At 48.0% G+C, this 13,176-nt stretch carries 17 protein-coding genes; 13 read left to right on the plus strand and 4 right to left on the minus strand.

The window, feature by feature from the left end; all coding sequences use genetic code 11:
- Positions 1 to 56 precede the first annotated feature (56 nt).
- Positions 57 to 836 carry a cyclase family protein gene (locus ACUUHJ_RS02060; protein ID WP_289675737.1) on the plus strand — a complete coding sequence of 260 codons (780 nt, stop codon included), beginning with the start codon at positions 57 to 59 and terminating at the stop codon, positions 834 to 836.
- 10 nt (positions 837 to 846) lie between these two features.
- Positions 847 to 1,242 (plus strand): hypothetical protein, encoded by a 396-nt coding sequence (locus ACUUHJ_RS02065; RefSeq protein WP_472298149.1) that lies wholly within the window; start codon positions 847 to 849, stop codon positions 1,240 to 1,242.
- On the opposite strand, the gene ACUUHJ_RS02070 is transcribed toward ACUUHJ_RS02065, so the two are convergent.
- The 3 genes from ACUUHJ_RS02070 to ACUUHJ_RS02080 form a co-directional block, all read right to left on the minus strand.
- On the minus strand, positions 1,239 to 1,538 hold the full coding sequence (locus tag ACUUHJ_RS02070; RefSeq protein ID WP_472298150.1) for an Ada metal-binding domain-containing protein: 300 nt from the start codon (positions 1,536 to 1,538) through the stop codon (positions 1,239 to 1,241). The genes ACUUHJ_RS02065 and ACUUHJ_RS02070 overlap by 4 nt on opposite strands.
- 82 nt (positions 1,539 to 1,620) lie before the next feature.
- Complete coding sequence (locus ACUUHJ_RS02075; protein ID WP_173627668.1) at positions 1,621 to 2,739, minus strand: deoxyribonuclease IV; 1,119 nt, start codon at positions 2,737 to 2,739, stop codon at positions 1,621 to 1,623.
- A 19-nt stretch (positions 2,740 to 2,758) separates the two neighbouring features.
- Entirely contained in the window at positions 2,759 to 3,691 is a 933-nt protein-coding gene (locus ACUUHJ_RS02080; protein WP_472298151.1) for a DNA-3-methyladenine glycosylase family protein, read from the minus strand.
- Between the two features lie 169 nt (positions 3,692 to 3,860).
- Between ACUUHJ_RS02080 and ACUUHJ_RS02085 the strand changes: the two genes are divergently transcribed.
- From ACUUHJ_RS02085 to ACUUHJ_RS02130, 10 genes are all read left to right on the plus strand, one after another.
- Entirely contained in the window at positions 3,861 to 4,430 is a 570-nt protein-coding gene (locus ACUUHJ_RS02085) for a bifunctional transcriptional activator/DNA repair enzyme AdaA (protein WP_012684072.1), read from the plus strand.
- Between the two features lie 233 nt (positions 4,431 to 4,663).
- Positions 4,664 to 5,770, plus strand: coding sequence for a threonine aldolase family protein (locus tag ACUUHJ_RS02090; protein WP_472298152.1), 1,107 nt, complete (start codon positions 4,664 to 4,666; stop codon positions 5,768 to 5,770).
- 90 nt (positions 5,771 to 5,860) lie between these two features.
- On the plus strand, positions 5,861 to 6,376 hold the full coding sequence (locus ACUUHJ_RS02095; protein WP_472298153.1) for a GNAT family N-acetyltransferase: 516 nt from the start codon (positions 5,861 to 5,863) through the stop codon (positions 6,374 to 6,376).
- Between the two features lie 106 nt (positions 6,377 to 6,482).
- Positions 6,483 to 6,986: a DinB family protein gene (locus ACUUHJ_RS02100; RefSeq protein ID WP_406798074.1), complete on the plus strand. Its 504-nt coding sequence runs from the start codon at positions 6,483 to 6,485 to the stop codon at positions 6,984 to 6,986.
- A 212-nt stretch (positions 6,987 to 7,198) separates the two neighbouring features.
- Positions 7,199 to 7,837, plus strand: coding sequence for a nitroreductase family protein (locus tag ACUUHJ_RS02105; RefSeq protein WP_087349231.1), 639 nt, complete (start codon positions 7,199 to 7,201; stop codon positions 7,835 to 7,837).
- Between the two features lie 23 nt (positions 7,838 to 7,860).
- Positions 7,861 to 8,808 (plus strand): ring-cleaving dioxygenase, encoded by a 948-nt coding sequence (locus ACUUHJ_RS02110; RefSeq protein WP_289675751.1) that lies wholly within the window; start codon positions 7,861 to 7,863, stop codon positions 8,806 to 8,808.
- On the plus strand, positions 8,808 to 9,425 hold the full coding sequence (locus ACUUHJ_RS02115; protein WP_472298154.1) for an alpha/beta hydrolase: 618 nt from the start codon (positions 8,808 to 8,810) through the stop codon (positions 9,423 to 9,425). Before ACUUHJ_RS02110 ends, ACUUHJ_RS02115 begins: the two co-directional genes overlap by 1 nt.
- A 290-nt stretch (positions 9,426 to 9,715) precedes the next feature.
- Positions 9,716 to 10,396 carry a response regulator transcription factor gene (locus ACUUHJ_RS02120; RefSeq protein ID WP_472298155.1) on the plus strand — a complete coding sequence of 227 codons (681 nt, stop codon included), beginning with the start codon at positions 9,716 to 9,718 and terminating at the stop codon, positions 10,394 to 10,396.
- Positions 10,393 to 11,802: a sensor histidine kinase gene (locus tag ACUUHJ_RS02125; RefSeq protein ID WP_472298156.1), complete on the plus strand. Its 1,410-nt coding sequence runs from the start codon at positions 10,393 to 10,395 to the stop codon at positions 11,800 to 11,802. The genes ACUUHJ_RS02120 and ACUUHJ_RS02125 overlap by 4 nt, the downstream gene beginning before the upstream one ends.
- 26 nt (positions 11,803 to 11,828) lie before the next feature.
- Positions 11,829 to 12,269, plus strand: coding sequence for a hypothetical protein (locus ACUUHJ_RS02130; protein WP_472298157.1), 441 nt, complete (start codon positions 11,829 to 11,831; stop codon positions 12,267 to 12,269).
- 42 nt (positions 12,270 to 12,311) lie between these two features.
- Here the strand turns inward: ACUUHJ_RS02130 and ACUUHJ_RS02135 are convergent, their stop codons facing one another.
- A complete protein-coding gene (locus ACUUHJ_RS02135) occupies positions 12,312 to 12,686 on the minus strand; it encodes an ArsR/SmtB family transcription factor (RefSeq protein WP_035290894.1) in 375 nt (124 codons plus the stop codon).
- 142 nt (positions 12,687 to 12,828) lie between these two features.
- Between ACUUHJ_RS02135 and ACUUHJ_RS02140 the strand changes: the two genes are divergently transcribed.
- Complete coding sequence (locus ACUUHJ_RS02140) at positions 12,829 to 13,125, plus strand: hypothetical protein (protein WP_472298158.1); 297 nt, start codon at positions 12,829 to 12,831, stop codon at positions 13,123 to 13,125.
- The last annotated feature ends 51 nt before the right edge of the window (positions 13,126 to 13,176 follow it).

The raw sequence follows: 13,176 nt of genomic DNA on the forward strand, positions 1-13,176 counted from the left end.
AGTAAGGTTGATTGAAAATACAGAAAACTCAAAGGGAGAAAGAAGGGAATCCTGCTATGAATAGAAAAGCGCGTCGGTTCATTGATCTGAGTGTGCCTCTTGATCGTCTGGCAAAAGAACCGTTCCCACCTGAGATTCAATACAATAGTCATGAAGAAGGGGCTGTCCAAGCCGCGCAGTATTTCGGATTGCAGCCAACGGATTTTCCCGAACAGAAGGCTTGGGCGAGTGAAACAGTGACACTCACGACACATACAGGGACACATGTAGATGCTCCTTGGCATTACTGGCCTACTTCAGAGGGAGAGCCAGCGAAAACGATTGATCAATTGCCGTTGGAGTGGTTCTACGGAGATGGTGTCCTGCTTGATTTTAGTGAAAAGCCGTCTGGCTATGAAATTATGGTGAAGGATGTGCAACAGAAGCTTGCCCAAATCGAATACGAACTGAAACCGTTCGATATTGTTCTGATCAGGACGGACGCAGATAAACGATACTATGAAGCGCACTATTTTCAATCACATGCGGGAGTATCCGCCGAGGCGACACATTGGTTGATCGATCAAGGAATCAAGGTCATGGGAACCGATGGGTGGGGATGGGATATCCCGTTTTCCATTCAAGCCGCTGATTATAAACAAAATCCGCGCGATGGCGTTTTATGGGCGGCTCACTATGTGGGAAAAGAGAAGGAGTATTGCCAAATTGAAAAGCTGGCGAATCTGGAGCAATTGCCGAGGCCCTACGGGTTTACTGTTTCTGTGTTCCCTGTAAAAGTGAAGGGAGCAAGTGCGGGATGGGCGCGTCCTGTTGCTATTTTTGAAGAAGAGGAGTAGTTGCATGGGCATGAACAAACGAGCGAAAGTTCTGTTCCTCCTATTTTTCTTGGGTTTTTGTTTCATCATGATCGCATATGTTTCTCTGATCTGGCATCCTGCATTACCATTCGATTCTAAGTCCAAAAGAGAAGTGACGGAGCTGTTGGGCGAAAACACGGGAACTATCATCAAATTGACAACGGAGGAAAACGTAGATTGGTATGGGTATGGGCCGCAAGCGAATCAAGCTACAGCGGCAGAAGCGATGAAACGAGCGGTGACAGAAAAAGGTTGGACGTTTATCCAACAAGATGGGGCCGGATATTTTTTTGAACGGGGGAAAGAGAAGCTGATCATTACCTCACAAATGTGGACGGGCAACTATGTACTCTTTCGAATCCCCGCAGGTGTTCTAAAACCTTAAAGGGGAAGGGCTTTCCACAACAAATATTTATCCCGTAAACAAACAGAGCAAGGCCGATACCCCGCAGCAATAGCAGTAGCTTCATCCGCAAAAAATACGCGATGACGGACATAACCGCCTCGCGTAATAGCTCTGATGGCAGAGGGGCAATCCAGTCGGCCGTATATTTTGCGTGGTCGGTAGCCCCCCAATGTACCCGGAGAATCACTTTGATAAAAGGAACGATCAGCTCCGAGCAGGGTGTATGCTTTGGCAGAGTCAGCATCTTGAGGTGCTGGCTTTTTCGGTGTAGGCATATGGCTCCCCCTCTATTGGTCATGTGTCGTTTTCACTCCAAAAGGAGGAAGCCACGGTCAGCCTACATGAAGTGTTCTTACCTTACGAGTATTTTGGAATTGCGAAGTAGGCAGTCAAGCGGTGGTTGATCTGTTCTTCGGTGAGCTCTGGGAACAGTCTCGCTTCCTTCACCATATCGTACAGACGCTCCATCGGCTCACGACCATCGGCTTTCTTTGCCTTCGCGTCGTTTTTGAGCAGCTCCCAAATCCCAACTACATACTCGCGTCTGGTGACATCTTGCTTGCGGAAAAAGAAATCGAGGCGCTCCACATGATCCATGAATTCGTTGCCGAAGCGCTTGTCCACTTCCCCGCGTAGGAGGGCGATTTCTGCTTCGTACATCGGACGCTCGTTGCCTTTTTCCTTGCTGATCCAAGGTGTCTCCAGTACAAGCGGCAGGTGGCGGATTTTCTCGTGGTTCACGATGTAATTCATCGCATCAAAGCCAATGAGTCCCGCACCGATTGGCGCATGGCGGTCTTTGCCTGCCCCGCGGAAGTTTTTGCTGTCATTCAAGTGAACAACGGCGAGACGGTCCAAACCGATTGTCCGGTCAAACTGTTCTAGAACGCCATCGAAGTCGTTGACGATATCGTAGCCAGCATCGTGAATATGGCAAGTATCCATGCAGACGGTCAATCTGCTATTGTCTTCTACTTTCTCGATGATGGCCGCGATTTCCTCAAAGCTGCGACCGATTTCCGTCCCTTTGCCCGCCATAGTCTCCAACGCAATTTTTACGTCGGTGTCTTTAATGCCTGTCAAAACCTCATTCAAGCCTTCCGCGATCCGGGCGATGCCGTACTCCGCATCTTTGTCGGTGTAAGCACCAGGGTGCAGCACGATATTTTTGACACCAATGTAGTCGGTCCGGCGAATTTCTTCTTGCAGAAAGCGGACAGCGAGCTCGTAGGTATCGTCCTTGTAAGAGCCCAAGTTAATAATGTACGGGGCATGCACCACAATTTCATCCACGCCCTGCTTCGCCATTACCTCTTTTCCTTCCGAAATGTACTGATCCTCGATCGGCTTGCGGCGGGTGTTTTGTGGCGCACCCGTGTAGATCATAAAGGTACTTGAGCCGTAGGTGGCTGCTTCTTGGGCGGCATTCAGCAGTCCTTTACCGGAGAATGATACATGCGAACCTATTTTTAGCATAGGATAGAACCTCCTTTGATTAATAAAGCAAACGCCATAAATAAAAAGTAGCGTACGACTCCCAATTGGTCCAAGTCTTGGACAGCTCTCGGATTTCTGCTTTTGTCGGCTTTTTTTCTTTGCCTAGTAAAAATTTGATCGCATTGTGCAGGCCGACATCATCAATGGGAAAAGCAGAGGGCATTCGCAGACAGCGCATGAGCACATAATTGGCCGTCCACGGTCCAATCCCGCGGATACTGGTCAAGCGTTTCTCCGCGGTTTGATAATCTCCTCCGTCCCATAATAGCTCTTTCGATAGTTTCCCTTCAACGATGAGTTGTGCGACGTCAATCAAATACTCGCATTTCTTGGTCGTCATGCGCAATCCATCCAGATCAGTGACGGATAATCCGGCGATGTTTTCTGCTGTGGGAAAAAGCCAATACGTCTCTCCTTCGAATTCTACCCTTCTTCCGAATGCCTCTACCAACCGTCGTTTAAGCGTGTACGCGTAGGTCAGGTTAATTTGTTGTCCAATGATTCCCCAACTAAGTGCTTCAAACAGGTCGGGAATACCCATGGTCCGCAGCCCGTAAAACTTTTCAACGGCCTGCTGTAGAAGAGCATCCCCTGCGGCAAGCTCATAAAACGGAAGGAGATCCCTGTCCAGATCGAACCAGTCTCGTACATAACGTGCTACTTCTGTTCGTACTTTTTCATTGGGAATCGAAGGGCTGAGAAAACGCACAGTCAACCCTTGATCATTCTTTGCGTGAATTTCGACCACTTGTGAATCTTGTTCCATCGGGATGGCTTTGTAGAGGCGCCCGTTTTGAATGTGAAACATGCATTCGTTGGATGCTCTGGACAAGTAGTGAAGATTTTGCGAAAAACTGAATTCCGTAGGTACGGACAAAATGATTTCATCTCTATTATCGACCCAAGCCGAGTGTGATAGACCGCTTGTCATGCGAAAACCTCCTGTCTGACTTCCTCCTAGTTTTATACCAAGATAAGCGGGGCTGTCATTTCGTTATCTTGCTATTTTAATCTTCTAGCAGTACGGATCATGTAGTGTGGGGGTATACTGTCGGTAAGAGCAAGCGATTCGATGACAGCTACGGCAAAGGAGATGACATGTGTTGGAGGAACGGGTAACCGATGAGCGATGGCAGGCTATTATTCATAACGATGTGTCTTACGATGATCAATTTTTTTATGCGGTAAAAACGACGAAGATCTTTTGTAGACCGTCATGCAAGTCGAAGCCACCGAAGAGGGAGAATGTGCGGGTTTTCCAAAATGCAAGCCAAGCCCTGCGGGAAGAATTTCGGCCATGTAAACGTTGCAAGCCCACGGGAGAGAGGTTGCCAGATCGTGAGTGGGTGGCACAAATTACACAGTATATTGATTCTCATTATAACGAAAAGCTGACGTTGGAGCATTTGGCTGATATGTGCCATGGCAGTCCGTTTCATTTGCAGCGAACGTTTAAGCGACTCATGGATATGACGCCCGTGGAGTACATCCAGAAAAAACGGATAGAAAGGGCGCGAGAGCTGCTGGCTCATTCGAACAACCAGATCGCGGATGTTGCGCAATTGGTAGGAATGCCGAATACGCCGTATTTTATCACGCTGTTTAAAAAAATGACGGGTAAGACCCCGAGTGAATATCGCCAACTGAACGTCAAACAACAAACGACATAAGCTGCTTGTGAAATGTGATATCTTTAAAAGTAAGAAGCATTAGCAGTTTTGCCAGATGATGCTGGGCAAGGGAATTTACGGACGTGAGCGCATTTTGTCCCGTCCATCCGTGGAGCTGATGACAATGGTTTCGAAACGTCAGCCTACACAGATCCGCAGGAAGAAATGATTGGCATTCTCCTGACGCAGCGTCTGATGGATTCACCACAATTAGAAAAAGGAGCCCTGCCAAGATGAACGATACGAAAACCTTGCGAGAAGTATTTAAAAAGACCACTTATCCAATCGCCGGGCACAGCAAGAGAGACCTCCATCAATTGCAGCAGGTCCTGTCCAGGGTGGATGGGAATGTGGAGGGCGATATGTACGGAACAGGCGAACTCATCGAGAATTTTCAGCACAAGATGGCCGAATATTTGGGCAAAGAGTCTGCCGTGTTCTTTCCGAGCGGTACGATGGCCCAACAAATCGCGTTACGTATCTGGTGCGATGAGAAGGGAATCAAAAAGGTCGCCTATCATCCGCTCTGCCACTTGGAGATCCACGAGGAGGATGGGCTCAAGGAGCTGCATCAAATCGAGGCTGTCTTGCTGGCGGATAAAGACAGTGTGATTGAACTGGACGATGTTCTCGGCATGGACGACGATATCGCGTGCCTGTTGCTGGAATTGCCACAGCGTGAGATTGGCGGACAGCTGCCCGCGTATGAGGAGTTGGAGGCGATCTCCCGTTATTGTCGGGAAAAAGGAATTCGGCTACATCTGGATGGTGCCCGGCTTTTGGAAATCCTGCCGTATTACCAGAAGACAGCCGATGAGGTATGCGCATTGTTCGATAGCGTGTACGTTTCCTTTTACAAAGGGATAGGCGCAATTGCCGGGGCGATCCTGGCTGGCGATGAAGACTTCACGAAGCAATCGAAGGTATGGAAAAGACGCCATGGCGGGGACCTGATTAGTTTGTACCCGTATATTGTCACGGCAGAATACCATTTTGAACAGAGAAAGCATAAATTCAGTCAATATTACGAGCATGCAAAAGAGCTGGCGGCACTCTACAATCAATGCCAGGGGATATCCACGAGACCAACTGTGCCTGTGTCCAACATGTTTCATGTTCACACAGATTTGCCGAAGGAAGAGCTCGAGCGTATCATGGTCTCACTTAGTGAAGAGACAGGAATTGGCTTCACGCATTATGTCAGACAAGATGACGAATCTTCTAGCTCCTATGAGGTAAGTATTGGCGATCGGTATGCGATGATCCCGAAGGAAGAGCTGGCATTGGCGTTCGAAAAGCTGCATCAGAAAATAGGGGAGCAGAAATCAAAAGCCGAGTAAATGAATCGATTTCGGGGCGGTGGCAGTCTGTGTTTACAGATTCATACCAGGCTGCCGCTAATTTCTCCGTAAGAAGAGAAAGGAACCAAGATGTTCATTATCAGACCGTACGAAAAAAGCGACTACCCTTCAATCATGGCTTACGATTTGCCGCAAGAACAAGCGATCTACACATCTATGCCAGTCGATGTGATCGAAGCAACTCAAAACAATCCTGGTTATATGCCCTATGTGGTTCTCGACGAAGGCCATCTAATCGGCTGTTTTGCCTTATTCACACCACACACAGGCAATCCCTACACACCAAATGGCGAGGCGGTTATTTTCAAATCATTTTCGATCGATTCCCGCTATCAAAAGAAGGGCTATGCTTTGCGTGTATTCCATGAGTTGGCTGACATTGCACGAGTGCATTACCCGGAGAGAGATGAAATCGTGTTGACCGTGCATCATACGAATACGCCAGCGATCCAACTGTATAAAAAAGCGGGGCTCGTCGATCAGGGATGGAGATTTGCGGGTGAGTTTGGCGAGGAGCTGATTTTTCATCTCGATTTGACAGCATCCACATATAGTAGCGAAAAGCCCCTTTCTGGCAGCGTGTAAGAAGGGGGCTTTAATTTTGGCTGGGGTAGGAAGCATCACTGACCATATCTGTCAGGGAAACCGGTCTATGATAGAGCTATCGACGAACCAAAGAGGGGGCTTTATCATGACACACTATGCCAAAAACATGTACGATTTCCACGCGTGGGCGAATCAAACATTAATCAATCGCTTGAAGGAACTTCCGGAAGGTGTTTACGAGCAGGAGGTCCAAAGCGTTTTCCCGACAGTGGCAAAAGTGATGGAGCATATTTATATGGTGGATCAAAGCTGGCTTCTCATATTGCAGGGGATGGATATGCAAGCTGCCATGGATGAGACATGGCAGCAAGAGAAGAAAATTACGGGAAAAAGCTTGGAGGAAGTAGAGCAGTTGTATGCCGAGCTGGTCGAGCAATTCAGAGCTTTTCTCAGCCAAGAAGAAGACTTGGAGCGGCGCATTGTCCTTGATAATCCGTACACGAGAGTACGCGATACGAGCTTGGCAGAAATCATCATGCAAGTGGTCAATCACGGAACGTATCATCGTGGAAACATAACGGCGATGCTGCGCCAAATGGGGTATTCTTCTGTTATGACCGAGTATGCTCTTTACTGGTACGCCAACTGACAAGAGCCTTGGGCTGGAAGAGATTTCATTCTTCTGGCCTTAGGCTGTTGACAAGGGACAATTCTCGTCCTATAATTATCTTAAATTCAAGATATTTAATTTTCGTAACATCGTCATCCTACTTCCCCAAGCAGGAACATTTTTAAATCCATTATCTTTAATTTGAGATATTCAAAAATGAATGAGATAGAAAAAATCGAGGAGGAAGTCCCATGAGTGAATTCACTACCCTTGTAAAAAACAGAAGATCCGCAAACAAGTTTCTAACGGACGTAACAATAACACCTGCTGAGATCGATGAAATCATGTCCCTGGTCAAATTCGCACCATCAGCATTCAATTTGCAGCATGCCCATTATGTAGTTGTCATCGATCCAGAAGCCAAAGAGCGTGTATATGAAGCAGCATATAGACAATATAAGGTAAAGACCGCGTCAGCAGTTGTGCTTGTATTTGGTGACAAGGAAGCGTACCAAAGCGTAGAGCGCATTAATGAAGGTCTTCTTCATTTAGGAGTCATGGATCAACGCGAGTACGACCACAACAATTCTTCTGTCAGAGCAATGCACGAGGCTGGAGGAGAGCAGTTCAAGCGTGATGAAGCGATCCGCAATGCCAATTTGTCCGCAATGCTGTTCATGCTCGCTGCAAAGGATAAAGGCTGGGATACGTGCCCGATGATCGGATTCGACCCGGCAGCGGTGCAAGAGATAGCGAAGGTTCCGGACAGCTTTGTGCCAGCTTTGATGATCACGATTGGAAAAGAAGATACATCCAGCCAGCGTGTCAGAGGGTACCGCAAGCCCGTTGGAGAGTTCGTAAGCTACAACACATTCCAAGCAAGTAAATAATAGATTTGAGGAGGCAATTCAAAATGACACAGCAAACAGCAGGAATTCACCATATCACGGCTTTTGTAACAAGCGCCCAAAATAACGTTGATTTTTATGCAGGGTTTCTCGGATTGCGCTTGGTGAAAAAAACGATCAACTTCGATGCACCAGATGTATATCATCTGTACTTCGGGAATGAGGTCGGTAGTCCAGGAACTGCGATCACCTTTTTCCCGTGGGAAACTGGACGTCGTGGACGCGTTGGCGGTGGGCAGGTTGGCTATACGACTTTCTTGATTCCGGTGGGGGCGTTTTCCTTCTGGGAGGATCGACTGAAAAAATTCGGAATCGAGTACAGCCGCGTGGAGCGTTTTAATGAAACGTATCTGCAATTTACAGACAGAGACGGCTTACAGCTGGAGATCGTGGAACGTGAAGGCGGTCCGGCGAGCAAATGGTCCTTTGGCGGAGTACCAGCTGACAAGGCGATCAAAGGCTTCGGCGGAGCGATCCTGTACAGCATGGCTCCAGCCCACACCATGGATGTTCTCGAGAGACTGATGGGACTGACCAGAGTCGGCGAAGAAAACGGCCTTGTCCGTTTCAAGGCTCACGGCGATTTGGGCAATGTCATTGACGTGAATGCCGAGCCGATACCAAGAGGAGCAGGCGGTGCAGGTACGATCCACCATATCGCATGGCGTGCCGTAGACGATCAGGATCACCAAATGTGGCAACAGCGTGCGGCTCAATCCGGTCTCCATCCGACGGATATTATCGACCGTCAATATTTCAACGCCATCTACTTCCGCGAGCCGGGCGAGATTTTGTTTGAGATTGCAACAGATCCTCCAGGCTTTGAACGAGATGAGCCATTTGAGGCATTGGGTGAAAAACTGATGCTCCCTGAGTGGTATGAGCCACGTCGTGCCCAGATTGAGCAAGGCTTGACGCCGATTACAGTCAGAGTGTTGGAGGAAGATAAATAATGAATTTGAAGCACATTTTTCGAAAAGGAACCGATTCAGAAGCACCAACACTGTTGCTGCTTCATGGTACGGGCGGAGATGAGAACAACCTCTTGCCACTGGCTGATCGCATTTATCCAGGCGCTTCTGTTCTGAGCGTCCGTGGGAATGTTCTCGAAAACGGCATGCCGCGATTTTTCCGACGCTTGGCAGAGGGTGTTTTTGACGAAGAGGATTTGGTCTACCGCACGCAGGAGCTGCAAGAGTTTTTGGATCAAGCGGCGGTTACGTATCAGATCAACCGAGACAATATCGTGGCAGTCGGCTATTCGAACGGGGCAAATATTGCAGGTAGTCTCCTGTTCCATTACGCGAATCCGCTAAAAGGGGCAATTCTTTTCCACCCAATGGTTCCACGTCGTGGGATCGCTCTCCCTGATATGTCAGCCATCCCGGTGTTCATCGGAGCGGGCACGAATGATCCGATCTGTACTGCACAAGAGACGGAGGAGCTGAACCAACTACTGACAGAAGCAGGTGCTGACGTGACTGTGCATTGGGATTCGTATGGTCATCAGCTGACGGTGAAGGAAGTAGAGGCTTCGGCGGCGTGGTTTACAGAGATGTTTCGCAAGTAATTCATGAGTAACAAGAGCGGCGGACCTAAGTGTCTGCCGCTTTTTTGTGTGCGCAAACAATTGTTTTTCCGGGAAAAGGGCATGTTTCCCGCAGATTTAATCAAATGTGTAAGAGTCTTCAAGAGCCAGCAGGATTCGTTCATCTCTTGTTCATATTGCTTCTTTAAGATTGATCCGCGTAGATAGGCGCAAGCCAGTGACGATTTGCAGGAGGATCGACAAGTGAGTATCATTCAAAATAATGATGAAGTAAGAGAACTAGAGGGCGGAGTAGCAAGGGGGCCAGCTTGATGAAACTGACGATACTGATTGTAGATGACGACCCACATGTACGTGAGCTATTGCGATTTTACTTAGCAAAAGAAGGGTACCACGTCTTGGCTTGTGTGGATGGAGAAGAGGCTTCGCAGCTGTTGGAACAGGAATCCGTCCAGCTCGCCATCGTGGATGTGATGATGCCAGGCAAAAACGGTTGGGAGTTGTGCCGGGAGATCAGAGAATTTTACGACCTTCCTGTCATCCTGCTAACGGCAAAAGGAGAGGTGCGAGATAAGGAAAAAGGTTTTTTGGCGGGGACGGATGATTATTTGACCAAGCCATTTGAGCCTACCGAATTGCTGTACCGCATCAAGGCCTTGCTGCGTCGCTATCAGATGGTCAGCAAACAAATCATCGTCATGAACGATACCGTCATCGATCGGATCAGCCATGTCGTGAAGGTGAAAGAAGAGTTGATTCATTTACCGTTAAAGGAATTCGAACTCCTTGCCCAGCTTGCCAGTTTTCCTGATCGGATTTTTACCCGGGATCAACTGTTGGAGCTTGTGTGGGGCGGCGATACCGAGAGCGATAGTCGTACCATCGATGTGCATATTAAGCGGCTGCGAGAAAAGTTTACGGAGAAAACAAACGACTTTGTCATTTCTACCGTTCGCGGCTTAGGCTACAAGCTGGAGGTACGAGGCACGTGAAATCTCTCTACGTACGGGTCGTTCTTACCTTCGTCGCCATTGTAATGATCAGCGGCACACTGGGATTTTTGCTGGCAAATGAGTATTATCAGCGAAATCTACGCGCTTATAATGAGCAAAAAATCATGAGCATCGGACAGCAAATGATTGATTTGTATGAGCATAAATCGTCGCTCGACCTGCCCGCCTTTATGACTCATGTCGCCAATTTGAATTTTCAGCTGTATCTCGTGGATGAGAATGGTGCAGCAAGCCAGTTCGGAGCACCTTTTCGCGATCAGCAGATAGAACCTGCCATTATTCAAAAAGTGTTGGCGGGAGAGACCTACAGAGGGATTACAGAAGAACAGCACGGCTTGTTTGTGACCGGATTTTTTGAAAACACGTTGACAAACAGCATTGGCTTGCCGCTTACAGCAGAAGGGAAAAAATACGCCCTGTTTGTACGGCCAAATATTGAGCAGCAGTTTGGCGAGGTGCACATTATGTTTGCTTTGCTGCTGGCAGCGATGTTTGTACTGAGCTTGGTCCTGATCTTGATCTTTACCCGTTATTTGGTGAAGCCGATCGAGAAGCTGAGCCATGCGACCAAAAAACTGGCGGAAGGCGAGTACGATATCCACTTGGAGATCTCTCGCCGGGACGAGATCGGCGATTTGGCCATGCATTTTACCAGGATGACAGAGTCTCTCAAACAACTGGACGAGATGCGCCAAGAGTTTGTCTCCAATGTCTCTCATGAAATCCAGTCTCCATTGACATCGATCCAAGGCTTTTCTCAAGCCATTCGCAGCGGTGGTGTGACTAACGAACAGCGGGAGACGTACTTGACTATCATCGAGGAGGAGAGCAGGCGGCTGTCTTCCTTGAGCAAACAGCTGTTGACGCTCGCTTCCCTGGACAAGGAGACAGGTCTGTACGAACCGACACGTTTTCGTCTGGATGAGCAGATCAGGCAAGTCCTCTTAGTTTTGGAGCATCAGTGGCAACAAAAAAAGCTCGCGATGGAGCTGACCTTACCGGAGACCTTCATCGTGGGTGACAAGCAGCTGCTCAATCAGGTATGGATGAACCTGATTGCCAATAGTATCAAATTCACCCCAACGGCTGGCTCTATTTATATTATGATACAGAAGGATACGCGAATCGTCGTGACCATTCGGGATACGGGGATTGGTATGTCAGAAGAAGAGCAGGAGCATGTCTTTGACCGTTTTTACAAAGGAGACAAGTCACGCAATCGGGAAGCGACGGGAAGCGGTCTCGGTCTTTCCATCGTACAAAAAATTTTGCAGGTCGCAAAAGGCGGCATTCACATTCAGAGCCGTGTAGGCGAAGGGACAACGGTCACAGTCAGCCTACCGATGGGTGAACATCCTAGTGCGCGAACGACAAAGAAATCATAACGAAGCAAAGCAAAGGAGTGATTTCCATGAATATCGGCATGCGTATACTCGCCGCAGTCATATCCCCTTTTATTACCGGTCTGTATGCTGCGCTGATCATTTACCTTTATCGTGATCCAAGCGCGCCGTACGGGTTTGGAAAAGAGTATTTGCTGGGCGTACTCATAAGCATGGCAATGAACTTGACTGTCTTCGTATGGCTGTCGGTATTCGTGGACTGGCTAGTGAGTCGATCACACCTGATCGGGTGGAAAAAATACGTTGTGCGTTTCGCAGGATATGCTGTCATCGGTTATGTACCTGTACTTTTTCAATGGCTAAAGAGTGTTGATCCGTATGCCGCATTGTTTTATCCGCAGGCAACGGTTTTTGTGTTTGCTTCGATCTGTTACTTTCTTATATTTGTAGGTACAGAGGCGACCAGGAAGCGGTTTACCCGGAAAAGCGAGGAAACCCGTTGCGGTTAATCAAATGTTTAAAATGCTGGAGTAACAAAAAAGCCCGAGCAATCAGGTAGCTCGGACAATGGTTTTCTGTTCTTTGGCGTGTTCAATCCCCGCAGATATGAGATGGCGTACATGGTCATCATCCAACGAGTAAAAAACGAGCTTTCCTTCTTTGCGGTACTTGGCCAGTCCCATGTTGCGAAGAAGCCGCAGATGGTGGGAGGTGTTAGCGATCGAGCTTCCGATGATAGCAGCCACATCACAGACACAGAGCTCGTCTTCCATCGAGAGGATGTGAATGATTTTGGCGCGGGTGTCATCGGCCAACGCCTTGAAGATTTTTGCTACCCCTTCTGATTCTGTGGCGAACGGCTTTAACCGATTTACTTTTTCCTCATCAAAACATTGGATTTCACAGATGTCATCCACTGTAACCATCACCTCATGCTCTACAATGTCCTACTATTATAGACATTCACAGGGAAAGTGAAAAGGAAAAACGACATTTTGATGGCAGTGTAGTGTCCCTCTCTGTTTTCGTGTAAGATGAACATGATCCAAGAAATGGGGAGAGAATACCATGAGTGCGCAACCAAAGTGCCCGAAGTGCCGTTCTGCGAAAATCGATTTGACAGAATCGATCAATAAGCCATTATACATAACCATTTATGCAGCAGTTTTGGCAGTGCTTGCCTTGATCGGGATTTCGGTGAAAGGAACTCCTGTCATCTTTTTGTTCCTCGGACTATCAGGGGCCTTTATCCTGTTTGCCGTTCGTCTTGCTTTAGAAAAGCGCAAAGTAATCAAGTGCAAATGTCTGGACTGTGGGGAGCGTTGGCAGACTACCCCAACACCTGTAGAAACCCGGACCAAGTAACAAGACTCCTAAGTAAAATAGGGGTCTTTTTCTTTATTCCCAGTCTGTAAA

The organism is Brevibacillus schisleri, assembly GCF_055685845.1.